General features: G+C 61.1%; 22 protein-coding genes. 5 read left to right on the forward strand and 17 right to left on the reverse strand.

Translation table 11 applies throughout. The features are described 5' to 3' along the window. Nucleotides 1-511 precede the first annotated feature (511 nt). Nucleotides 512-1,789: an L-fuconate dehydratase gene (locus FHX06_RS11955; protein ID WP_112547498.1), complete on the reverse strand. Its 1,278-nt coding sequence runs from the start codon at nucleotides 1,787-1,789 to the stop codon at nucleotides 512-514. Nucleotides 1,790-1,849: 60 nt separating this feature from the next. Continuing rightward, nucleotides 1,850-2,584 carry an SDR family oxidoreductase gene (locus tag FHX06_RS11960; protein ID WP_113211146.1) on the reverse strand — a complete coding sequence of 245 codons (735 nt, stop codon included), beginning with the start codon at nucleotides 2,582-2,584 and terminating at the stop codon, nucleotides 1,850-1,852. Between the two features lie 368 nt (nucleotides 2,585-2,952). On the opposite strand from FHX06_RS11960, the gene FHX06_RS11965 reads away from it, so the two are divergent. From FHX06_RS11965 to FHX06_RS11975, 3 genes are all read left to right on the forward strand, one after another. Then, nucleotides 2,953-3,738, forward strand: coding sequence for an IclR family transcriptional regulator (locus tag FHX06_RS11965; protein ID WP_113211145.1), 786 nt, complete (start codon nucleotides 2,953-2,955; stop codon nucleotides 3,736-3,738). A 77-nt stretch (nucleotides 3,739-3,815) separates the two neighbouring features. After that, a complete protein-coding gene (locus FHX06_RS11970) occupies nucleotides 3,816-4,640 on the forward strand; it encodes an amidohydrolase family protein (RefSeq protein ID WP_113211144.1) in 825 nt (274 codons plus the stop codon). Nucleotides 4,641-4,860: 220 nt separating this feature from the next. Beyond that, nucleotides 4,861-5,268 carry a helix-turn-helix domain-containing protein gene (locus FHX06_RS11975; protein WP_112547502.1) on the forward strand — a complete coding sequence of 136 codons (408 nt, stop codon included), beginning with the start codon at nucleotides 4,861-4,863 and terminating at the stop codon, nucleotides 5,266-5,268. A gap of 46 nt (nucleotides 5,269-5,314) precedes the next feature. Here the strand turns inward: FHX06_RS11975 and FHX06_RS11980 are convergent, their stop codons facing one another. The 11 genes from FHX06_RS11980 to FHX06_RS12030 all read right to left on the reverse strand — a co-directional run bounded on the left by FHX06_RS11980 (nucleotide 5,315) and on the right by FHX06_RS12030 (nucleotide 17,247). Further along, complete coding sequence (locus FHX06_RS11980; protein WP_112547503.1) at nucleotides 5,315-5,581, reverse strand: hypothetical protein; 267 nt, start codon at nucleotides 5,579-5,581, stop codon at nucleotides 5,315-5,317. A gap of 58 nt (nucleotides 5,582-5,639) precedes the next feature. Next, the gene (locus FHX06_RS11985) at nucleotides 5,640-6,386 is read right to left on the reverse strand and encodes a TfuA-like protein (RefSeq protein WP_113211143.1); all 747 of its coding nucleotides are present in this window, start codon (nucleotides 6,384-6,386) and stop codon (nucleotides 5,640-5,642) included. Next, complete coding sequence (locus tag FHX06_RS11990) at nucleotides 6,383-7,645, reverse strand: YcaO-like family protein (RefSeq protein WP_113211142.1); 1,263 nt, start codon at nucleotides 7,643-7,645, stop codon at nucleotides 6,383-6,385. Before FHX06_RS11990 ends, FHX06_RS11985 begins: the two co-directional genes overlap by 4 nt. Nucleotides 7,646-7,658: 13 nt before the next feature. Continuing rightward, the gene (locus tag FHX06_RS11995; protein ID WP_183851368.1) at nucleotides 7,659-7,802 is read right to left on the reverse strand and encodes a hypothetical protein; all 144 of its coding nucleotides are present in this window, start codon (nucleotides 7,800-7,802) and stop codon (nucleotides 7,659-7,661) included. A 102-nt stretch (nucleotides 7,803-7,904) separates the two neighbouring features. After that, entirely contained in the window at nucleotides 7,905-9,860 is a 1,956-nt protein-coding gene (locus FHX06_RS12000; protein ID WP_113211141.1) for a BTAD domain-containing putative transcriptional regulator, read from the reverse strand. 204 nt (nucleotides 9,861-10,064) lie between these two features. Continuing rightward, a complete protein-coding gene (gene glpD / locus FHX06_RS12005; RefSeq protein ID WP_183879423.1) occupies nucleotides 10,065-11,597 on the reverse strand; it encodes a glycerol-3-phosphate dehydrogenase in 1,533 nt (510 codons plus the stop codon). 241 nt (nucleotides 11,598-11,838) lie between these two features. Continuing rightward, nucleotides 11,839-12,651 carry an aldo/keto reductase gene (locus FHX06_RS12010; protein ID WP_113212160.1) on the reverse strand — a complete coding sequence of 271 codons (813 nt, stop codon included), beginning with the start codon at nucleotides 12,649-12,651 and terminating at the stop codon, nucleotides 11,839-11,841. A gap of 214 nt (nucleotides 12,652-12,865) precedes the next feature. Continuing rightward, nucleotides 12,866-13,765, reverse strand: a complete 900-nt coding sequence (gene nadC, locus FHX06_RS12015) for a carboxylating nicotinate-nucleotide diphosphorylase (RefSeq protein ID WP_113212159.1) — start codon at nucleotides 13,763-13,765, stop codon at nucleotides 12,866-12,868. A 1-nt stretch (nucleotide 13,766) separates the two neighbouring features. Then, nucleotides 13,767-15,311 carry an L-aspartate oxidase gene (locus tag FHX06_RS12020; protein ID WP_113203044.1) on the reverse strand — a complete coding sequence of 515 codons (1,545 nt, stop codon included), beginning with the start codon at nucleotides 15,309-15,311 and terminating at the stop codon, nucleotides 13,767-13,769. Beyond that, the gene (nadA, locus tag FHX06_RS12025; protein ID WP_113212172.1) at nucleotides 15,308-16,279 is read right to left on the reverse strand and encodes a quinolinate synthase NadA; all 972 of its coding nucleotides are present in this window, start codon (nucleotides 16,277-16,279) and stop codon (nucleotides 15,308-15,310) included. Before nadA ends, FHX06_RS12020 begins: the two co-directional genes overlap by 4 nt. Before the next feature lie 71 nt (nucleotides 16,280-16,350). Then, nucleotides 16,351-17,247 carry an NUDIX hydrolase gene (locus FHX06_RS12030; protein ID WP_112541325.1) on the reverse strand — a complete coding sequence of 299 codons (897 nt, stop codon included), beginning with the start codon at nucleotides 17,245-17,247 and terminating at the stop codon, nucleotides 16,351-16,353. A gap of 155 nt (nucleotides 17,248-17,402) precedes the next feature. On the opposite strand from FHX06_RS12030, the gene FHX06_RS12035 reads away from it, so the two are divergent. Both FHX06_RS12035 and FHX06_RS12040 read left to right on the forward strand, forming a co-directional pair. Beyond that, nucleotides 17,403-17,648, forward strand: a complete 246-nt coding sequence (locus FHX06_RS12035) for a type II toxin-antitoxin system ParD family antitoxin (RefSeq protein ID WP_113209533.1) — start codon at nucleotides 17,403-17,405, stop codon at nucleotides 17,646-17,648. Further along, the gene (locus tag FHX06_RS12040) at nucleotides 17,645-17,956 is read left to right on the forward strand and encodes a type II toxin-antitoxin system RelE/ParE family toxin (protein WP_113212158.1); all 312 of its coding nucleotides are present in this window, start codon (nucleotides 17,645-17,647) and stop codon (nucleotides 17,954-17,956) included. Before FHX06_RS12035 ends, FHX06_RS12040 begins: the two co-directional genes overlap by 4 nt. A 9-nt stretch (nucleotides 17,957-17,965) precedes the next feature. Here the strand turns inward: FHX06_RS12040 and FHX06_RS12045 are convergent, their stop codons facing one another. Genes FHX06_RS12045 through FHX06_RS12060 form a run of 4 tightly spaced genes read right to left on the reverse strand, consistent with a single transcriptional unit; the run spans nucleotide 17,966 to nucleotide 21,453 of the window. Next, nucleotides 17,966-18,769: a 3-methyl-2-oxobutanoate hydroxymethyltransferase gene (locus FHX06_RS12045; protein WP_113212157.1), complete on the reverse strand. Its 804-nt coding sequence runs from the start codon at nucleotides 18,767-18,769 to the stop codon at nucleotides 17,966-17,968. Nucleotides 18,770-18,790: 21 nt separating this feature from the next. Next, on the reverse strand, nucleotides 18,791-20,017 hold the full coding sequence (locus FHX06_RS12050) for an NAD(P)/FAD-dependent oxidoreductase (protein WP_113212156.1): 1,227 nt from the start codon (nucleotides 20,015-20,017) through the stop codon (nucleotides 18,791-18,793). A gap of 8 nt (nucleotides 20,018-20,025) precedes the next feature. Continuing rightward, nucleotides 20,026-20,340, reverse strand: a complete 315-nt coding sequence (locus tag FHX06_RS12055; protein WP_113015655.1) for a MocE family 2Fe-2S type ferredoxin — start codon at nucleotides 20,338-20,340, stop codon at nucleotides 20,026-20,028. Nucleotides 20,341-20,364: 24 nt separating this feature from the next. Next, nucleotides 20,365-21,453, reverse strand: coding sequence for a fatty acid desaturase family protein (locus FHX06_RS12060; protein WP_113212155.1), 1,089 nt, complete (start codon nucleotides 21,451-21,453; stop codon nucleotides 20,365-20,367). Nucleotides 21,454-21,482: the final 29 nt, after the last annotated feature.

The following is a 21,482-nucleotide window of genomic DNA, read 5'->3' on the forward strand; positions in this document are numbered from 1 at the left end:
ATTTTTGTGATCGATGCGGCAAAGCCGATGTTTTGATCCGGCAGACGGTCCCTGGCGCATCCCATTGAGAAGAATCAGCTATTACCGATTCCTAATCTTTGCCGGCAAAGGATCTGATGACGAAAGGGGCAAGGGCCTTATTGCCGCAATCCTCTGTGGCGTCGACGAAGGCGAAGGGCGCCTGTGTTTCGAACTCCCGAAGACGAGATCACGCCTGTCGGGAACGCGGATCTGATCGAAAGGCTGTCTGACACCTTTGTCGATGGTTGGGCGTGCCAAAATCGAACAGGGGTGTGGCGGAATCAATCTGCGTATTTGATTCCGTTTCGATCAAAGATGTGAGAAAAAACAGCGCGTTAGGAACACGCGAAATACCCTGCGGAAGCATCCGAAATGGGCTCTTTCAAGCCCATCCTCGTAGATCAATCTTATAAAGGATCCGGGATGTTTCCGCAATGACCGGCATGCTCAATCCCCAGCGGACAGCCGAGAAAAGGTGATGCCGCCCGCCTTAGCCGCTGAATGTGTAGCCGGCAATCGAGGCCGGCTTCATCTCGATTGAGAAGCCGGGCCGGGTCGGCGGCATATAGGCCGCATCCTTGATGATGCAGGGATCGAGAAAATGTTCATGCAGATGGTCGACATATTCGATGACGCGGCCATCCTTGGTGCCTGACACCGCCACATAATCGATCATGGACAAGTGTTGCACATATTCGCAGAGCCCGACACCGCCGGCGTGCGGCCAGACCGGCAGGCCGAATTTGGCGGCGACCAGCAGCACGGCCAGCACCTCGTTCAACCCGCCCATGCGGCAGGAATCGATCTGCACGATGTCGATCGCACCCTCGGCGATGAACTGCTTGAACATGATACGGTTCTGGCACATCTCGCCGGTCGCGACCTTCACCGGGGAAATGCCCTGGCGGATCTTGCGATGGCCGGCGACATCGTCGGGGCTTGTCGGCTCTTCGATGAAGAAGGGCTTGGCGAAGGAAAGCTGCTTGACCCAGTCAATCGCCTGGCCGACCTCCCAAACCTGGTTGGCGTCGATCATCAGGTAACGGTCCGGACCGATCACCTCGCGGGCAATCCTCAAGCGGCGGATATCGTCCTCCAGATCGCGGCCGACCTTCATCTTGATATGGTTGAAACCGGCATCGATCGCCTCCTGGCAGAGCCGGCGCAGCTTCTCGTCCTCGTAGCCGAGCCAGCCGGCCGAGGTCGTGTAGCAGGCATAACCTTCTTTCTCGAGCGTCGCGATACGCGCAGCCTTGCCGGGCTCGGCTTGTCTGAGGATGGCGATGGCCTCGTCGCGCGTCAGCACGTCGGTGAGGTACCGGTAATCGACGATATCGGCGATCTCCTCCGCCGGCATTTCGGCAACGAGGCGCCAGACCGGTTTGCCGGCCTCCTTGGCAAGCAGATCCCAGACGGCGTTGACGATTGCGCCGGTTGCCAGATGGATCGCGCCCTTTTCAGGACCGATCCATCGAAGCTGGCTGTCGCTGGTCAGATGCCGCCAATATTTGCCGGGATGGGCCAGCACATCCGAAAGCTCGGTGCCGACGACCAGATGCCGCATCGCCTCGATCGCCGCGCAGCAGATATCGTTGCCGCGGCCGATGGTGAAAGTCAGGCCGTGGCCGGCAAGGCCGTGCTTGTCGGTTTCGAGGATCACATAGGCAGCGGAATAATCCGGATCCGGGTTCATCGCATCGGAACCATCGAGGCTTTGCGAGGTGGGAAAGCGAAGGTCGAAAACACGGAGGTCGGTGATGCGGGTCATGATATTCTTCCCTTTGGGGGCCAGCATCCTTCGTTCGAAAGATGCTGGCCATGCGAAAGCTCAGATCGTCCAGCCGCCGTCGATCGCGTAGGCCTGGCCGGAAGTATAGGTCGCACCGGCGAGATAAACGGCGAGACCGGCGATTTCCTCCGGCGTGCCGAGGCGCCCCATCGGTTGGCGGGCGATGAAGGCGGCGCGCGCAGTGTCGTAGTCGCCTTGAGCGCGCATGCGGTCCTGCAGCGAGGGGCTTTCCACCGTGCCGGGGCAGATGCAGTTGCACCGGATGCCTTGCGTCACGTAGTCGGCGGCGACCGATTTGGTAAGCCCGATCACGGCGGCCTTGGTCACGCCATAGGCGAAGCGGTTCGGCACGCCCTTGATGCTTGAGGCGACTGAGGACATGTTGATGATGGAACCGTCCTTGCGTTCCAGCATGCCTGGCAGCACGGCACGGATGGTGCGGATCATCGCCTTGACGTTGAGATCGAAAGCAAATTCCAGATCGGTGTCAGGCATCTCCAGCACCGAGCCGTTATGGACGACGCCTGCGCAGTTGAAGAGCACGTCGACAGCGCCGATCCCGGCCACCAGCGTCTTGACCGCATCCTCGTCGAGCACGTTCAGCTTATGGGTGGAGATATTGCTCTCTGCCGCCAGGGTCGCGAGTGCGTCGGTATTGATGTCGGTCGCATGCACCTTGGCGCCAGTTGCGGCAAAGGCAAGCGCCGTCGCGCGGCCGATGCCCTGACCGGCTGCGGTGATGAGAACGGTCTTACCGGAAAGATTGCTTGTCATGTCATGGCCTCTCTGGGGATTTTCCCGCACTGACGGTGATACTTGAAGTCGATCTCAAAAGGATTGGTCGGGAGCAAGGCCGCGCCCGGTTGCGCGCGCTCTCAAGCGACGTCGCATCAGGCCGACGATCACGATATCCATGCGCTGCATGGCCTCCTCCCTCTCCCGTTATCTTATTTTTGTCTCGCCTTGGCGAGCCTTTCCGGGAACTGCAATCGTCCGGCGTAAGACCCATGCCGAACAACATCCTCACCCTTGATTTGTCTGTTTATAGACAAACAGACGATTGCCTCGTGGTCAAGCGCGAACTTTCTCTTTTCCGTCCGCCCGTCTGCGTATATGCAGAATGATATTCACAGGAGGGAAGAATGGAGACCGAAGAGTCAGATCGCTATCGCGCTCCGGCGCTCGACAAGGGTCTTGATATTCTCGAACTTCTGGCCGGCGTCGACAGCGGCCTGACGCAGGCGGAAATCGCCAAGCGGCTGGAGCGCAGCCCGAATGAATTCTACCGCATGCTCGACCGTCTCGTGAAGCGTGGTTACGTGACGCGGCTCGATGGTGACCGTTATTCTCTCACCCTAAAACTCTTCGGCCTGGCGCAGCTGCATGCGCCGGTGCGACGGCTCGCCTCCTATGCGACGCCGCTGATGCGCGATCTCGCCCAGCGCTCGCGCCAGGCGAACCATCTTGCGGTCTTCGACCGGGGTGCTGCCGTCGTCATCGCCCAGCAGGAGGCGCCGGACTATTGGGGCCTGTCGATCCGCGTCGGTTCCCACATCAGTCTCTTCGACACAGGGTCCGGCCATGTGCTGCTTGCCTTCCGCAGCGACGAAGAACGCGAGATGATGATTTCGGAACATGTGCGCAGCCGCAAAGACGCCGATCTCGGCGCGGAGTTTTACGAGCGGCTGAACCAGATCCGCGAGCGCGGCTATGAGATGATGGCAAGTGCCCAGACGGCCGGTGTCTATAATCTCTCTGCACCGATCCTGGGGCCGGACGGGCGCGGCATTGCAGCGCTGACCTGCCCCTATATCGCGCTGGTGAACGCGCCGGCAGCGCCCGACATCAGTCAGGCGATCGGCATGGTGCAGAAGACAGCCGCTGAACTCTCGGCGCTCGCCGGCGCAACGATTGCCGTGCAGGCTTAAGGCCGGCCGAATTTCTATTTGAACAATCCATTCACCAGGGATAGGTTGCTGCCAACCACTCTCTGGAGGAGAAGAGCGTGTTCATCGATACACATCTGCACGTCATCGACCGGTCGGCGCTGCATTATCACTGGCTCGCGAATGTGCCTGCTCTCGACCGCGATTTTCTTTATGAGACCTATGCGACCGAGGCAAAGCGCTGCGGCATCACCAAGGTTCTGCACATGGAGGTGGATGTCGATCCGGTCATCATGCAGGCCGAAACCGACTATGTCAGCCGCCTCGGCGACCTGGTGGCCGGCGCGATCGTCTCCTGCCGGCCGGAAGAAGATGGTTTTGCCGCCTATCTGGAGCGACAGAAGGCCGATCCCTTCGTCAAGGGCTTCCGGCGTGTGCTGCATGTGGTGCCAGACGATGTCTCGGAAGCTGCACTCTTCCGCGAGAATGTCAGAAGGCTCTCGGGCACCGGGCTGACTTTCGACCTCTGCACGCTGCCGCATCAGGTCGGCAAGGTGGCGTCGCTCACCGATGCTGCGCCCGACGTCCAGTTCGTGCTCGACCATTGCGGCAACCCGGACATCAAGTCGAACGCCTTCGAGCCCTGGAGCCGGGGTATAATCGAAATCGCCCGCCGGCCAAATGTCGTCGCCAAGATTTCCGGCATCGTCACAAATGCCGATCCGGCGACTTGGACGGCGGAAAACCTGCGGCCCTATATCGAGCACGTCATATCAAGCTTCGGCTGGGATCGTGTGGTCTGGGGCAGCGACTGGCCAGTCTGCACGCTGGCAAACGGCCTTTCCACCTGGGTCGCGGCCACCCAGGCGGTACTGTCAGGCACTGCGGAAACGGAGCGTTCGAGGCTTCTGCACGGCAATGCGCAGCGGCTGTGGATGCTCTGAATTTCATCCAAGGCACGCGCTTCCAGAGTTCAATTCTGCCGGATTCTCGTATGAAGTGATCTGTCGCGACGTGCAATCCGTAGTGGCTCTCGGATGGCGCGATGTTTTGGCCCAACCTAAACTACATCCAAACAATTGCTAGGTTGAACTAACTCGGCTAAAAGTTGTTGTTGCGGGCCGTGTAAGTTGTCGGTCCGGTTTTCGCAGGAGGGAATATCAGATGAAAGAAGAACCGCATTCCGTGGACGTTCACGTCGGCAAGACGATCCGCATACAGCGACTGCTGAGAAAGGTTTCTCAGACGGAACTGGGCGATCGTGTTGGTGTGACCTTCCAGCAGATCCAGAAATACGAAAAGGGCTCCAACCGCGTTTCTGCCAGCATGCTCGTCGAAATCGCCGGCGCACTCAGCGTCGATGTCAGGACCTTTTTCGACGACCTGACGGCGCCTGCCGCCAACGCGAACGATAATCCCGCTCCGAGCGAAGAATTCGTCATTTCGCGTGAAGGCGTCCAGCTGAACGCTGCCTTTTTCTCGATCAAGAACGAGCAGCTTCGCAAGAAAATCCTCAAGCTCGTCCAGGCGATTGCCACGACCGAGCAAACGGACTTCGACGCTGCAGAATAGCACGTCGGACTGATTTTTTAGCGCTCTGTCGCACCCTTCATCAGGGCTAATGGCGGTCGATCACGATCAGATTCTCGCCAGCGTCCTTCATTGCGATCTTGGCTTTGCTGCCGAGGAGTTTTTCGAGGTTCGCATCGAGTTCCCTATCCGGATCGATGCCGTCCCAATCGATGACGACTTGCAGCAGCGCCATGTTTGTCAGGTGCATGAGATTGCGCAGCTGAAGTTTTTCAGCTTCCTCCTTGGCTGCCGACAGCAGCCGGAAGAGTCTTGCGTATTCTCTGCCTGCACCTTGGTCCCTTTTTTCAAACATCGTTTCCGCCCTCGACAACAGTCATATCCCCACGCGAGATACCTTGGGCTTGGAACCGTTATTCGAGCGTTACAGGCTGCATCTGCTGCGTGACTTCGGCTTGCAATAGCTCGAAATGCGAGGTCGCAGCAAAGCTCCAGTCACGTATCGTTGACGCAAACTCTCCGTTTTGCAGCCATTCCAGCACGAGCCTTGCATCGGTCCGCTTGCGCTCGACGCGATTGGCGCGAATCACGGCCAGGATCTGTTCGCGCCGCGGTTTGCGGGCAAAGTGGGACTCTTCGACCACCTTGGCATAGGTGCGTTCGGAGAAATGCAGAAAACGCCCGGCAAGGAGCAGCTTCTTGCGCTCGCTGACGGTAATCTCTCCCTTCGCATGCAGGCCTTCAATCGTCGGCTCGAAATCGACCCAGGGAACAGAAAGCGGCAGCCAGCCGAGCTCCTGCGGCGCATGGACGAGCGCTACCGCCTCGTCGTCGAGGAGCACGCCGGATTCATAGTCTTCGAAGATCGAACCGATGCCGACCATGCCGAAGGCGGAGCACTCGGCAGCGCGCAACGCCCCCATGCTGGATCCGCCAGCAACGGCAACGCCATTTTCCAGCGCAAAGAGGATTTCCTTGTGCCACACGGATGGCAGATCGCCAAAATAGCCGTCGATCAGACCGATCGCCGTCGCCCCTTCATGGACCGCTTTCAGAATGTCGCCGCAGGCCGCCGGCGCGCGGAAATCGACATCAGGATGCTGCTTTCGGGCATCCGCAATCTCGCTTGCAAGGCTTGGACCGACAAAAAGGACCTTCATGCCGCGGCCTCCCTGATGACGTTGACGGCGCGCAGGCCAAGCTGGATATATTGGCCGCTGATATCGACCTCAAGGCCCGGCACAATGACGCGCACCACCGAAACCGGAAGGGTCGGATACGGCAACGGCACGGCGATGATCTGGGTAATGCCGGCGGCCCTCAGCCGGCCGGCAATGTGGCGGATCGTATCCTGGATCGTCGCCGGACGTTGCGGGCGTATCGGGAAGGGTTTCAGAGCCGCATCATCATTGCAGAGATCGACGACCTGACGCATGCCGGCGCTGCGGTCGATCCGCTGGTAGATCTTCGGCGAGAAATCGTCACGGCTGCCGGCAATGGCCGTCAACCGGCTCTGTGCCGCCTCGGTAATGGCGCGAAGGGCAGCGCGCACCGGATCGGGATGGCAGCCGCAACCGCCGCAGACCTGCGCCCACCGGGCATCGACACGATCGGACAGGTTGCCGGGAATGATGACGGCGAGAAAGGCGGGAACGCCGATATCGGTGGTCATGTCGATCAGCAAGAGGCGCATGCCAGCCTGACGGATACGATCGACCATTACGTCGATCACGGCATCGCCGAAGGCAAGCGGATCGACGCGGTTCTGTTTCAGCTGTTCGGGCGACTTGAGCTGGGTCAGCGCCCAGGCATCACGCTCGACGAGTTCGCATAGACCATGCAGCACGGCTTCCGCCGGCGTATTGCCAGAGGCAAGCCCATCGCTCGACTGTTCGAAGCCCGGGGGACGCTCGCCACGATGGTCGAGGCCTACCAGCCACCAGGGCACAAAAGCAGTGCTACCCGATAGAAGATCAAGGCCGGAGCACCAGGGGATCTGGCCATTACCGATCTCTTCAGGCGCGCAACGCGCGACGCTGTCGAGGTCGATGATCGTGGCCCGCTCGGCCCTCATGGTCTCGATGCTGGCAAGCGTCAGGTCGGCTGGGGCGATTTCGGCGATGCGGGTCTCGATCGCCTCCATAGCCGCCGAGGTCATCGCCGCTTCCTTGTCGATACCCTTGCCCTGGAAAACCGACAGCGTATGGCTGTTCGGCCTCGTGGCGAAGGCAACGGGAATATTCAGCACGTCAAGGCCTGTCAGCAGTCCCACGCGAGTGATGCCGAATTCGCGCAGATGCGGCTTGATCGCCGCAAAGGTCTGCGCCGGTGTCATCGACCGGTCGTGATAGCTGTTGACGCCTGCCGATGCTCTGTTGAGATCAGCGGCAAGCGTTTCGAGGTCGGCCAAAGCAGACATGCTGTTCAATTCCTTAGCGGAACCTCAGCGCATGCGTCAGGCTTTCAAGGCCATTTGCCGAAACGGTCAGTTCGTCCTGCTTCACGGCTGCCTTGGCAGCTGCGGAGAAACGGAGTGCGGGGGCCTGGGCTGCAGCGTTGGTTTCAACGGTCTTCATGATCTCTCTCCAAATGATTGGGCGGCTTGCCGCCGTTAACCATTCGAAAAGAACATTGCCTGCGTCATTTAAGCGTTACAGGCTTCATTAAAAGGCGTTGTATCAGGGAAGACCGGCGAGTTGCAGGCCTTTTATCAACGGATCCGTGAAGGCCGGATCGCGATCGGGGACAAAATGACGGATCTCTTCGCTGCGAAAATCAGGGAAGTTTTCCAAAACGACGCGGGCGTAGTTCTTGGCTTTTGTGGCATCGCCTGCCATGGCATGGGCCGCTGCAAGCAGGCGGGCCGTTGCCTGTTTTGCCTTCACCGGCTCCAGCGCATCGATCGCTTTTTCGTATTCCTCGCGCATGAAGTGGATGCCGCCGAGGTTCCAGTAATAGTAGTCCGGCGGCAGCGGGTTGAGCTTGAAGGCGGCGCGGCTGAGCTCGAGAGCCCGATCGAAATCGCCGTCATGGGAAAGCGCATCGGCGAAATCGGCCAGGATATCGGCATCGTTGGGATTGAGATCCTGGGCCTGCTGGAAGGAATCGAGGCTTTCTTCAAAACGGCGACGGTAGAGCGCCACGAAGCCGAGTTCACGGAAGGCCCGGCCACTGTTCGGGTCGGTTTGCCGCGCCATCCTTGCTGCGCTGTAGGCTTCGTCCAGCAGGTCCCGGTCGCGCATCCCGCGGATCAGCCATTCCATGCCGAGCGCGCGTGACATGCCGGCATGAGCTGGCGAGAAATGTTCGTAACGGCTGAGCGACGACTTGAACCATTTGCGCGCCTGGCGCAGGTGCTGCAGGTCGGTCTGTGAAATCAGACGCTTGCCTTCGAGATAGAGGCGATAGGCGGACGCCGGCACGTCGCCGAGCGGCATCGCCAGTTCGTAGCGCTCGATCGTATCGGCAAGCGTCATGACGATGCGCCGGGTCAGCTGGCTGAAGGCCTCGCTGATCTTCTGCATCGCAAAAGGAATTTCGACTGCCCAGAGCACTTCGGAGGTCGCCGTGCGCGTCAGCCGGCAGGTTGCGTAGACATCTTCGTCCCGGCTCTGGATCGTCACATAAACGGCATAGTCGAAGGAAAGGTCGAGGGGGCCGACGGTCGGGCGGGTCGGATCGAGCGCCCGGCTCAGCATTTCGAGACTCGTGTGAGCCGCAATCACCTTAAAGCCGCGCTGCTGGCTGAGCCCGATCGTCACATCCTCGAGCAGCGCCCGGCCGACACGTTCCATCAACGGGTCGGTGAGGATGCTTTCGGGCGGCAGGATAACGATGCGCGGCTGGCCTGTGGGGTCGATCAGCAATTCCGACACCGGACGCGGACGTTCCGCTGCCGCCGGCTGTGCCGCCGACAGGATCCCAAGTTCGCGCGCAAGGGCCGTGGTGGCTTCGTCCGGCTCGATATCGAAATCGTCTTTGAGCTGGCTGCGGCATCTCAGATAGGCCTGACGCGCCGCCGGCAGGTCGTTCATACGGGCATGGGCACGCATCAGTGCCCGGCACGCGATCTCGTTTGCGGGATCGAGTTCGATCAGGCGCTTCGCAAAAGCGATCTGCTCCTCGTCCGCGCGCTCGCCTTCATTTTCCAGCAGGCGGGCAAGATGCGCCGAGCGTGCTTCGTCGATGCGCTGGCGCTCGAAGGTCAACCAGTCCTCGGCACCCTGTGTCGGAGACTTGACGCTTTCAAGCAGTTCGCCGAGCAGGATACCGCTTTGACCCGGTTCCAGCATATCCTTCTGCTTGAGGATATTGAGGTCGATCTCCCAGCCGGGCGCAAGGCCGAGATGGGTGCGCGTGGCATTGAGCAGCGGTGGCAGCCCCTCCGGAATGCTCTGCTCGATGCGCGACAGAAGTTGGCGGAGGCTGCCGGCCCGTTTTTCGGGAAGTTCGGATTGCCAGAGCTGGCACCGGATGGTTTCGCGATCGACCAGCGGTTCCGACGACAGCGCTAACATCGCCAGCAGGAAATAGGACTTTTCGGGCAAAGGAAGCTCGGTCCCGGCGGCCAGCAATCGCGGCCTGCCGAGCAGACATAATCTGTTCGCCTTCACTTCCCCGGTTGACCCGTCCATCACGGTTCTCACCTTCAAGAGCCGGAACGCCTGGAGCGGACCGGCCGATTACCTGATGTTAGAGTGAATAGTGAGCAACTGGAAGCGCTTTTGCTTCGCTCGAGCAAGATTTTCATCGAATATTTACGCTCCGGCCGGTGTCTGGCTCGCAACAGACTTTACGAATACTGCATATGGACGTGAAATCCGCCCTATATCGGAACATCATCCCGCCATGCGCATCGGCGCTGCGACAATGTATTCGCCGAGTGCGTCTGCCTCCTCGGCGGAGAGATAAAGCCCCTTCTTGGTTCTCCGCCAGAGCACATCGTGGGCAGTGATGGCCCATTCATTGTCGATCAGGTAGCGGACCTCGGCCTCGTAGAGGTCGGATCCGAACAGCCGGCCGAGATCGTCGATCTTTGCGGCATTGCCGAGAAGCGTGGCTGCCTTCGTGCCGTAGCGGCGAATGAGACGTCGGGCATGCGCATCGGCCAGGAACGGATAGCGGCTCTTGAGCTTGACGACCTCGCCCTCATAACCCTGCACCGGAAAATCCCCGCCCGGCAGATGGCTGCCCGCCGTCCACGGCCTGCCCTTGACGCCGATCGCTTCGCCGATCTTCTCCAGCGCATGTTCCGACAGACGCCGGTAGGTGGTGAGCTTGCCGCCGAAGACATTGAGAAGCGGCGCCTCGCCCGACTTGCCCTCGACCTTCAGCACGTAGTCGCGTGTCGCCTCCTGCGCCTTCGAGGCGCCGTCGTCGAAGAGCGGGCGCACCGCCGAGTAGGTCCAGACGATATCCTCCGGCTTGACCGGCTCCTTGAAATATTCAGACGCCGCATTGCAGAGATAGACGGTCTCCTCCTCGGAGATCCTCACATCCTTCGGATCGGCGGTGTAGTCGCGGTCGGTGGTGCCGATCAGGGTAAAATCGGTCTCATAGGGAATGGCGAAGATGATGCGGTTGTCGGGGTTCTGGAAGAAATAGGCGCGCGGCCCCTCGAACTTCTTCTTCACGATGATGTGGCTGCCCTGGACGAGGCGCACATGGCGGGCCTCGTTATGGCCGAAGGCGGAGCGGATGACATGGTCGACCCAGGGACCGGCGGCATTGATCAGCATGCGGGCCTGATGGCGCTCGCTCTTGCCGGTGAGACTGTTGATCGTCTCGATCTGCCAGACGTTGCTTGCCTGCGCATCCTTTTCCTGATGGGCGGAGACGACCTTGGTGCGCGGCATGATCGTGGCGCCCTTGTCGGCGGCATCGCGGGCATTGAGCACCACCATGCGGGCATCGTCGACCCAGCCGTCGGAATATTCGAAAGCCTTCGTAAACAGCGCCTTCAGCGGCTTTGCCGCCGCATCGCTGCGCATGTTCAGGACCGCAGTCGGCGGCAACAGCTTGCGGCCGCCGAGATGGTCATAGAGGAAGAGGCCAAGCCGGATCATCCAGGCCGGCCTGATCCCGCCCTTGTGATAGGGCAGCACGAAGCGCAAAGGCCAGATGATATGCGGGGCCATGGCCCAGAGGATCTCGCGCTCCATCAGCGATTCCCGCACCAGGCGGAACTCGTAATGCTCAAGGTAGCGCAAACCCCCATGGATGAGCTTGGTGGCACCCGACGAGGTGCCGGAGGCGAAATCGTTCATCTCCGCAAGCGCCACCGTATAACCACGACCCACGGCATCGCGCGCTATCCCGCAGCCGTTGATCCCGCCACCAATGACGAAAATATCGTGGATTCGATCGCTCACACCCAATCTCCAAACCGTCGCCCAATGAGGGCACTCTCGCGTTCCGGTACCGGGGAGGCACCGGGCGTTTTCATATCGCCCCCGAAGCCTCAAGCAATCGCAATTCCGCCGCTGCCGCAGCAGCGGTTCATTACTCTGTCAGACCGACTATCGTGCACGTTACCGCGGGCAAACTACGACGCGATTGAGACAATGATGTAACGGTCGAGATCCCGCCGCGCGCACCTCGATCCGGGCAAGATCAGTCCCACTTCGGACCCCAGTCCGGGTCGACGACCCGGTGATTGCGGTCGATCGTCTCGATGCGGGCGATTTCCTCGGGAGAAAGCCTGATCGAACTTGCCTTGAAGTTCGAGCGAATGCGTTCGGGCCGACCCGATGTCGGGATGGTGCAATAGCCCTTGGCAAGTTCGAAGGCGATCGCCACCTGTTCCGGTGTGGCATCATATTGTTCACCGATTGCGCGCAGCACCGGTTCGTCGGACAGAAGGCCACGGGCGATCGGCAAATAGCAGGTGACGAGGATTTCCTTTTCCCGGCAATAGTTTGCGAGCTTCTTGTTCTGCAGGATCGGGTTGAGCTCGAACTGGTTGTTGGCGACCTTTCCCTTGCCGAGCAGGGCTTCGGTTTCTTCGAGAAGGCCGATCGTGAAATTCGAGACGCCGATCAGCTTCGTCAGGCCGCGGGCCTGCGCCTCGGCGATCTGGGTTATGTAGACCTCGAGCGGAATGCGGCCGTTAGGCGATGGCCAGTGGATCAGCGTCAGGTCCACCTGATCGACCTTCAGCGCTTCAAGGCTCTTTTCAAGCGACGGGACGAGGGCGCCGGGGCCGAAATTATCGGTTGAAATCTTCGTCGTCAGGAAGACCTCGTCTCGACCAAGGCCCGAACGGCGCAGCGCTTCGCCGACTTCGAATTCGGTGTCATAGGTCTGCGCAGTATCGAGGTGCCGATAGCCGGTTTCGAGCGCGCACAGGATTGCATCGATACCCTCCTTGCCGTTGCGCCCAAACGTGCCAAATCCCATCAACGGAATAACATCATGTTTTTGCAAATCTATTTCCTCCAATTCGCCTCACTCCTCCAGTGGGCACACGGAGCTTTGCAATAGCCCGGGGCTGTGTCCAGCGAAAAACGCTGATGGATTTCGGGCAAGTCCTGACAACGGTTCGGAGACAACACGGGCGCAAATTCGCACTGATGGCAGCCGGCCGGAACCGGCTACCAGATCATCCTCACGGTTTCAGATCCCGGAAAGCTGAGCGCTCCTAGAATGCCTGAGCAACCCGGCGCAGGGGTATCGCGCTTTCGGCAGCGGCTTCGACAAAATCGAGGCCGATATCAAGAACCGGGGCGCTGTGGGTCAGCCAGCCGACCGAGATCAGGTCGACGCCGGAAGCGGCAATGGCCGGTGCCGTTGCCGGTGTGACGCGGCCGGAGGCCTCGGTGATCGCCCGACCGGCGACGATCCTGACGGCCTCGCGCAGCTGATCAGGCGTCATATTGTCGAGGAGGACGGCATCGATCCCCTCGCCCATTGCCTCGTGCAACTGCTCGAGCGTATCGACCTCCACTTCGATCTTGACCATATGGCCGACGCCGGCCTTGGCGCGGCGAATGGCTTCCGAAACGCTGCCGGCAATGGCGACGTGATTGTCCTTGATCAGCACGGCGTCGTGGAGCGCAAAGCGATGGTTCATGCCGCCGCCGGCCCGCACGGCATATTTTTCGAGTGCCCTCAGGCCCGGCGTCGTCTTGCGGGTGCAGACGACCGAGGCTTTCGTGTCGCGGATCGCTGTGACAATGCTTGCCGTCACAGAGGCGATGCCGGAGAGATGGCCGAGGAAATTCAGGGCAGTGCGTTCGCCCGTCAAAAGGCCGCGCGACGGCCCTTCAATGGTGGCAATCACGCTGCCCGGTTCCACGGCTGCTCCATCTGGCAGATGCCGGCGAAGCATAATGGCGGGATCAACGAGCTGGAAGGCAAGCTCTGCGGCATCGAGACCGGCGACCACACCCGGCTGGCGGGCGGCCATGACGACTGTCGAGCGATGATCCCAGGGGATGACGGCCGCAGAGGTGATATCGCCGGCAAGGCCGAGGTCTTCTGCGAGGGCTGCGCGCACCAGCGGCTCGACAATGACGCGCGGAAGGGAAGCGAGGTTCATCTCAGGCACTCCTTGCAAGAGGATGGGAGGCGGTCGCCCGGGCAATTTCCAGGGTATCAGCCAGTGTCATCTTGTGCCGCACGGCTTCCGCCCGTTTCAGCGGGTAATCCGTGCGGGCATGTGCCCCGCGCGATTCCGCCCGAAGGCTGGCGAAGACGGCGATCAGCAGCGCGACGATCGCCGGATCCGAGGCCGGCCCGTCGTTTTCTGCAAGCGGCAGCAGGCTTGCGACGGCGCCATGGATGGCGCCCGCATTGCGCAGTACGCCGAGATGGCGTGAGACGATTGGCCTGACAAGCGAAGGGTCGGTTGCCGCAGGCAGCATCCCTGCAATCTCGGCTGTCGAGGATTTTGCAACCGGGGTCGCAAGAATGTCGCGCGCTGCCCGCATGCCCATAACGGCTGCTTCCAGCAGGGAATTGCTGGCGAGCCGGTTTGCCCCGTGCAGGCCGGTGGAGGCGGCTTCGCCCACAACCCAGAGCCCGGCGACTGAGCTGCGACCGACGGCATCGGTTGCTACTCCGCCCATGTGATAATGGACGGCAGGCCGCACCGGGATCGGCTGGGATGCGGCATCGATGCCAGCCTCCCGGCAGAGTGCGTCGATAACCGGAAAACGCGTGGCGAAACGATCGCCAAGGGCTCTACGCGCGTCGAGAAACACTTTGCCACCACGGGCGAGTTCGGCACTGATGGCGCGGGCCACAACATCGCGCGGCGCAAGTTCCGCACCGGCAATGCCGGCCATGAAGCGTTCGCCATGCTCATTGACGAGTACCGCACCTTCGCCGCGGACTGCTTCGCTGACGAGCGCCAAGGGACGGCGGCGGGAATCGAGCGCCGTCGGATGGAATTGCACGAATTCCATGTCGGCAAGCTCAGCGCCGGCGCGTGCTGCAAGCATGATGCCCTGCCCGAAATTGCCGGTCGGATTGGTTGTCGCTTCATAGAGACCGCCAATGCCGCCGGTGGCGAGTACGATGCGCCGTGTCGGCAGAATAGTGGCGCCATTTTCGCCGACGCAGAGGAGGCCGATGACGCCGTCCTCATCCGTCAGGATGCGGCGCGCCTCCAACCCCTCGAGCACTGTGATGGAGGGTGTGGAGATGACGGCTTCGACCAGCGCACGAACAATCGCCGCACCCGAGCCGTCACCTTGCGCATGCACGATGCGGCGGCGGCTATGGGCAGCCTCCAGCCCGAGCGAAAAGCTGCCATCTCCCGCCTTGTCAAAACGGACCCCCGCCCGTTCCAGTGCGGTGATCGCAGCCGGCGCCTCAGCGACGATGCCGGCAACAATGGTGGGGTCGCAGAGCCCGTCACCGGCAGCAAGCGTATCGGCCAGATGCAGTTCGGCATTGTCATCGGCGCCGAGCGCGGCGGCTATGCCGCCCTGGGCCCAGGCGCTCGACGTTTCAGCGCCGAGAGCAGCGCGAGTGACGATAACAACGGGCTCGGGCGCAAGCGTCAGCGCCGTCATCAGCCCGGCAAGGCCGCTGCCGACGATGACGGGGCGGCCGGCAAGTTGGTCGGCAATATCGCTCATATCGACAGCATCCTCTCGACAGCGCGGCGAGCTGCGACGGCAATCGCCGGATCGACCGTCACTTCATGGCGGTTCTCTTCGAGAGCCGTGCGAATGTTGGAAAGCGTGATGCGCTTCATATGCGGGCAGAGATTGCAGGGCCGGATGAACTCGACATCAGGATGATGCACGGCGACATTGTCGCTCATCGAGCATTCGGTCAGCAGCACGACGCGGGCGGGCTTCTTCTGGCCGACATAATCGGACATGACGGCGGTAGAACCGGCAAAATCGGCCTCGGCAACGACATCAGGCGGGCATTCTGGATGGGCAAGCACCGTCACGCCAGGGTGGTTTTCGCGAAGCTGGCGCACATCGTCGGCGGTGAAGAGCTCATGCACTTCGCAATGCCCGTGCCAGGCAATGATCTCGACATCGGTTTCCCTGGCGACATTGCGGGCAAGATATTCATCCGGGATCATCAGCACGCGCGGTACGCCAAGGGATTCGACTATCTGCTTGGCATTGCCCGAGGTGCAGCAGATATCCGAGGCGGCTTTGACTGCGGCCGAGGTGTTGACATAGGTAATGACAGGCACGCCCGGATGGGCCTGACGCAACAGCGCGATATCCTCGGGCGTGATCGAATCCGCCAGCGAACAGCCGGCGCCGAGATCGGGGATCAGCACCGTCTTGTCCGGGTTCAGAAGCTTTGCCGTCTCGGCCATGAAATGCACGCCGGCAAGCACGATTACGTCGGCATCCACCTCGATCGCCTTGCGCGCCAGGGCCAGACTGTCGCCGACAATATCGGCCACGCCATGGAAGATTTCCGGCGTCTGGTAGTTATGCGCGAGGATAACGGCATTGCGCCTGCGCTTCAGTTCCAGGATCGCGTCGACATCGTCCTGGAACATCATCCATTCGGCTTTGGGAATGACGCGGCTGACGCGATCATAGAGGGAAGACGCGGATACAAGATGGTTCATGGCCGGCTCCATTAATTATGCTCGATTTGAGCATATCGTGCGCAAAGAGATATTCTCACTGTGAGCATATGTCAATTGCGGGAGAGCGGTAATTTCGTTCCGGCGAGCGCGCGCTCTTCGAGAATGGTCTGGCGGAAGCGGAAAAGCTTGGCCGGCCGGCCGCCGGTTTCGCTTGTCGCCCCGCCGGTTTCCTCCACCAGTTCCTGCTGTTCGATCAGGCGGCGGAAGTTCTGCTTGTGCAGGGTGAGCCCGGCCAAGGCCTCGACGGCGCGCTGCAATTGCAGAAGCGTGAAGCTTTCGGGCATGAGTTCGAAGACGACGGGGCGGTATTTGATCTTGGCGCGAAGTCTTGCAATGCCGGTCGCCAGAATCCGGCGATGATCGGCAAACATCGGCCGGCCGAGATTGTCGTCCTTGCTGGCGCCCGCTTCTGCGACGAGTCCGGCCTCATAGAGCAGTTCATAACGCTGCAGCGTCAGATCCTCGTTCCAGCCGCCGCCGTCGAGCCCGAACGTAAAGTCGGCGCGGCGATGCCGATATTCACGCCGGACAGGATCGGCATCGGCCCAGAGACGCAGGCGCGCGATCAGTTCACCGAGGATGACGGGGCGCCCGTCGCGATGGTCCTCCCAGGGGAAATATTCATACCAGCCATGCCAGCCCGGCCGCCCGGCCCCCGACTGCTCATTGACGAGGCCAAGATAGCTGATCGATATGGTGCGACCGCCCTGGATATCATTGTTCCGGTCACGATCGGCAAAGGTGTAAAGCTGCTCGAGGAAGCCGACGGGATGGGCGGTCTGCTCCTGGATCCATTCACGCAGGCCCGATTGTAGCGTGCGATGGCCCATTTCAAAAGGCCCCGACGGCAGCGCATCGCCACTTTGGATCGTCATGACGCGCGGCTCATCCCCCGTCACCGCGACGAGAACCGCGATCAGTTCCGCATGTGCAAAGCCTATCGTCACCAGCGCCTGAGAATCTGTTTCTGATAGATCTATTCTCTGACATAGGGCGCAAACGATGCCAATGATGGGCCTACACCCTCCCCAGCAAAGAAACGTGCGTCGAATTGAGAGTTACCAAATTTTGGTATATATTGGTACCAACTCAGGAGGCTCTCATGTCCAAGAACACGTCCATCGCCTTGGGCGCTCATTTTGCTGGCTTCGTCGAACGGCAAGTCGTCGAAGGCCGATACGGTTCGGCAAGCGAAGTCATCCGGGCAGGCCTGCGGCTTCTGGAAGAGCATGAGGCGAAAGTAAAAGCGCTGCGCGATGCGATCGGCGCCGGCATCGATAGCGGCGAGGCCGAAGATTTCGATTTCGATAGATTCCTTGACGGTAAGCGCCGGACCCGGACGAAATGAAAGGCTACCTCCTTTCCAGGGCCGCCGTCGCAGATCTCGACATGATTTGGGATTACACCTTCGAAAACTGGGGTCAGGAGCAGGCGGATCGCTATATCGACGATATCCGCAAGGCCTGTGAAGCGCTGGGGATAGGCGCGCGGAGCGGAAGGCCCGTCGATGATATCTGGCCGGGTATCTTCAAGCTCGCCGTCAACGCGCACTTCCTGTTCTATCGCAGGCTCGAGGGTGGCCGGACAGGTATCGTCCGTATCCTGCACAAGCGCATGGATGTGGAAGCACGGCCTCGCGATACGCCTCTGAATTGAAAGCGGGCGCTAGCCCTCCGCCTCCAGCCGATGCAGGAAATTGCGCAACTCGGCTTCGTCGATGTCGACAAGATGGCGCTTTTCCGGATAGGCGCCGGAGCGGACATCCTCGGCAAATTCGTTGAAGGCGGCGATGCGTTCGCGTTGCAACCGGTCATGTTCGGCTGCGAAGTTGCGATAGACCTTAGCGTGGCGCGGCGTGTGGTCTCTGGTCGTGCCGAGCACATCATCTGCAAAGAGATATTGCGCGTTGCAGCCGCGCCCGGCGCCCATGGAGATCATCAGCATCGAGGTGCGGTTGGAAATCGCTGCCGCGACATCGCCGGGGACGACCTCGATCTCGGCTGCGAAGGCGCCGGCATCCTGAAGCGCCTTCGTCTGGCGCCAGACATCGAGAGCGCTGGCAGCCGTCTTGCCCACGGCGCGAAAACCGCCGGTCCAGGTCGCCTTTGAGGGGATGAGGCCGACATGGCCGCAGACGGGAATGCCTTCATCGCGCATACGGCGGATGGTCTGCAGGCTGGCGGCGCAATAGACGGCATCGCCGCCTGCCTTCAGCGCCTTGAAGGCCTCGCGCATATATTCTTCAGCCGAGACATGATCGCCATATTCCAGACCGGGAACGGCAAAGGGCGTCGGTGCCGCCTCGCGAAAGACCGGCCCGAGCAGGAACGGTGGCACCGAGACCATGTCGATGCCGGCCTTTTCTGCTGCTTCCGCCTCCTCAAGCGTGGTGACGCGCAGCATTGTGAGCTGGCGTTTTCCCTTGAGCGCCAGGAGGTCGGCGACCGTGGCGCGATTATGTTTCTTCATCGCATTATCCTTTGAAAACTATCAGGCAGCGAGCAGCGACTTCAGCTTGACATTGGTGGCGGTCAGTGCGGCCGGGTCGGGATGCGCGCGTGCGGCAATCAACATTTCCGCCAGCCGGATGTCGCGGGCGACCGCATTGCCGGGCCCGATGCCGCTTGCGGCAAGGAGCCGACCTTCGGCATCGAGATGGAAGAGGATGAAGGCCCCCTCGCCGAGATCGCGGCGCAGATGCCTGGCCGCGCCATCGGCAAGCCCTGTTATCTGCAGCGTCATCTCATACTGATCCGACCAGAACCACGGCACGGCGGAAACCGGTTCATCGGCGCCGAGCATATTGGCGGCGGCAAGCGTGCCCTGCTCCTGCGCATTGCGCCAGGATTCCAGCCGCACGCGCCGGCCGCCATAGAGGGCGAGCGGAAAGGAGCAGCAGTCGCCGGCCGCGAAAATATCGGGGGCGGAGGTACGCAGCCGGTCATCGACTGCGATGCCGTTGTCGATCGCAAGTCCGGCAACTTCGGCAAGCTCGATATTCGGCCGGGCGCCGATGCCGACAAGCGCCAGATCGGCTTCGATCGTCTCGTCGTTGCAAAGCCGGATGACGGCTTTGCCGTTCTGCTCCGTCAGGGTTTCGATCGAGACACCGCAGCGCAGATCGACGCCTTCCGCGCGGTGACGCTCGGCAACGAGGTGGGCGATGTCTTCGGGAACGCCGCGCTTCAGCACCCGCTCCAGCCCTTCGACGAGGATGACATCGGCGCCGAGTTGGCGCGCGGTTGCCGCGACCTCCAGCCCGATAAAGCCGCCGCCGATGACTGCAAGCCGTTTGCCAGGCTGCAGCACCGCGCGCAGTGTCACCGCATCATGATGTGTGCGGAGCGTCCGGATATAGCTGCTTTCACTGGGAGCATTGGGAAAGGCACGCGCACTGGCGCCTGTCGCAAGCAGCAGCCGGTCATAGGCAAGCCGACTGCTGTCGGACAGGGCGACGGTATGAGCTGCGGCATCGAGACCGGTTGCCGTCACACCGGTCAGGAGGCGAATAGTGCCAGCCTCATAGGTTTCCCGTGCGGCGATGAATTTCGGGTCGACAGTGCCGGCAAGGCCGGCCTTGGAGAGCGGCGGGCGCTCATAGGGCGCATGCGGCTCGGAACCCACAAGCGTGATGTCGCCGTCAAATCCCTTGTCCCGGAGTGCGAAGGCGGCACGCGCCCCGCATTCCCCTGCGCCGATGATGACGAAATGGGCCATGGCGCACCTCAGATCGCAATGAAGACGGCGCCGTCTTCGATCTTGACGGGATAGGTCTTCAGGTCGACGCAGACAGGAGCCCCCTTGGCCTCGCCCGTCTTGTAGTTGAAACGGCCATTATGCTTGGGACATTCGATGATCTCTTCCATGACGAGGCCGTCGGCGAGATGGACCTGCTCATGGGTGCAGAGCCCGTCGGTGGCAAAGAACTCATCGTCCGGGCTGCGATAGATAGCGAATGTGCGCCCGCCATGGTCGAAGCGGATGACATCCTCCTCGTCGATTTCGTCCTTGCCGCAAACTTCGATCCAGTTACCGCTCATCTCTATTCCTCCCTCGATCTTGTTCTATTGGGCTGCGGGTGCCAGTTCGGCGTGGAATTCCTCGCGATAGGGCCGCGCCGTTGCCGGCAGTTCCCGCTTCAGAAAATAGTCTTCGTTGCGAAGCTGGCGTAGGAAGGCCGGGATCATTTCCCGGTAGCCGGACCAGATCGATGGATTGGGCGCCGGCAGGTCGTGCTTGATCATCGCATGCAGCTTCGGCAGCGCGTGGTAGGGCACCATCGGGAACATGTGGTGTTCCACGTGATAGTTCATGTTCCAGTAGATGAAGCGGCTGATCGGGTTCATGTAGACCGTACGGCTGTTCAGCCTGTGGTCGATGACATTATCGGCCAGCCCGCCATGCTGCAGGAGACCGGTCAGGACATGATGCCAGGCGCCATAGAGGCGCGGCAGGCCAATCAGCATCAGCGGCAGGATCGAACCCATATAGATGGCGAGCGCGATGGTGACGACGTAGATCGCAAGCCAGATACGGGCGATGCGGATCGCCTTCGGCTGCTCCATCTCGGGGATGAAGGTCTTTTCCGCCCCACTGATGACGCCGGCCGAATTTCTGATCATGTCGATCACGGCATGCCAGGCATCGAGAATGCCGAAGAAATTGAGCACAAGGCGGACGAGATCCGGCGGGCGCATGACGGCGATCTCGGGGTCGCGGCCGACGATGACGGTGTCGGTATGGTGGCGCGCGTGACTCCAGCGCCAGGTTACCGGATTGCGCATGATCATGAAGCAGGCGATCTGGTAGACGACATCGTTCATCCAGCGCGTCTTGAAGGCGGTGCCATGGCCGCATTCGTGCCAGCGGCTGTCGGAGGCCGAGCCGTAGAGCACGCCGTAGGCGAGGAAGAAGGGCACGGCGATCCACGAGCCCCAGAAATAAATGCCAAGAGTGGCAAAGATCGCCATGCTGCCGAGCCAGAGCGCCGTGTCGCGGATCGCCTGATTGTCGGAACGCTGCATCAGCGCCTTCATCTCCTTGCGGGCAACATCGGTATGATACCATTCCGCAGCCGCAAGACCGGTTTCGACCGCCGTCCTGCCGCTCGCCCCCAAGAGGCTGTAGTCCCGCTTTGTTGCTTCGCCAGCCATGCTTTCCTCCTCACAGCTCTTGGTCCGGA

Origin of the sequence: Rhizobium sp. BK512 (genome assembly GCF_014194915.1) — a bacterium.
Taxonomy (GTDB): domain Bacteria; phylum Pseudomonadota; class Alphaproteobacteria; order Rhizobiales; family Rhizobiaceae; genus Rhizobium.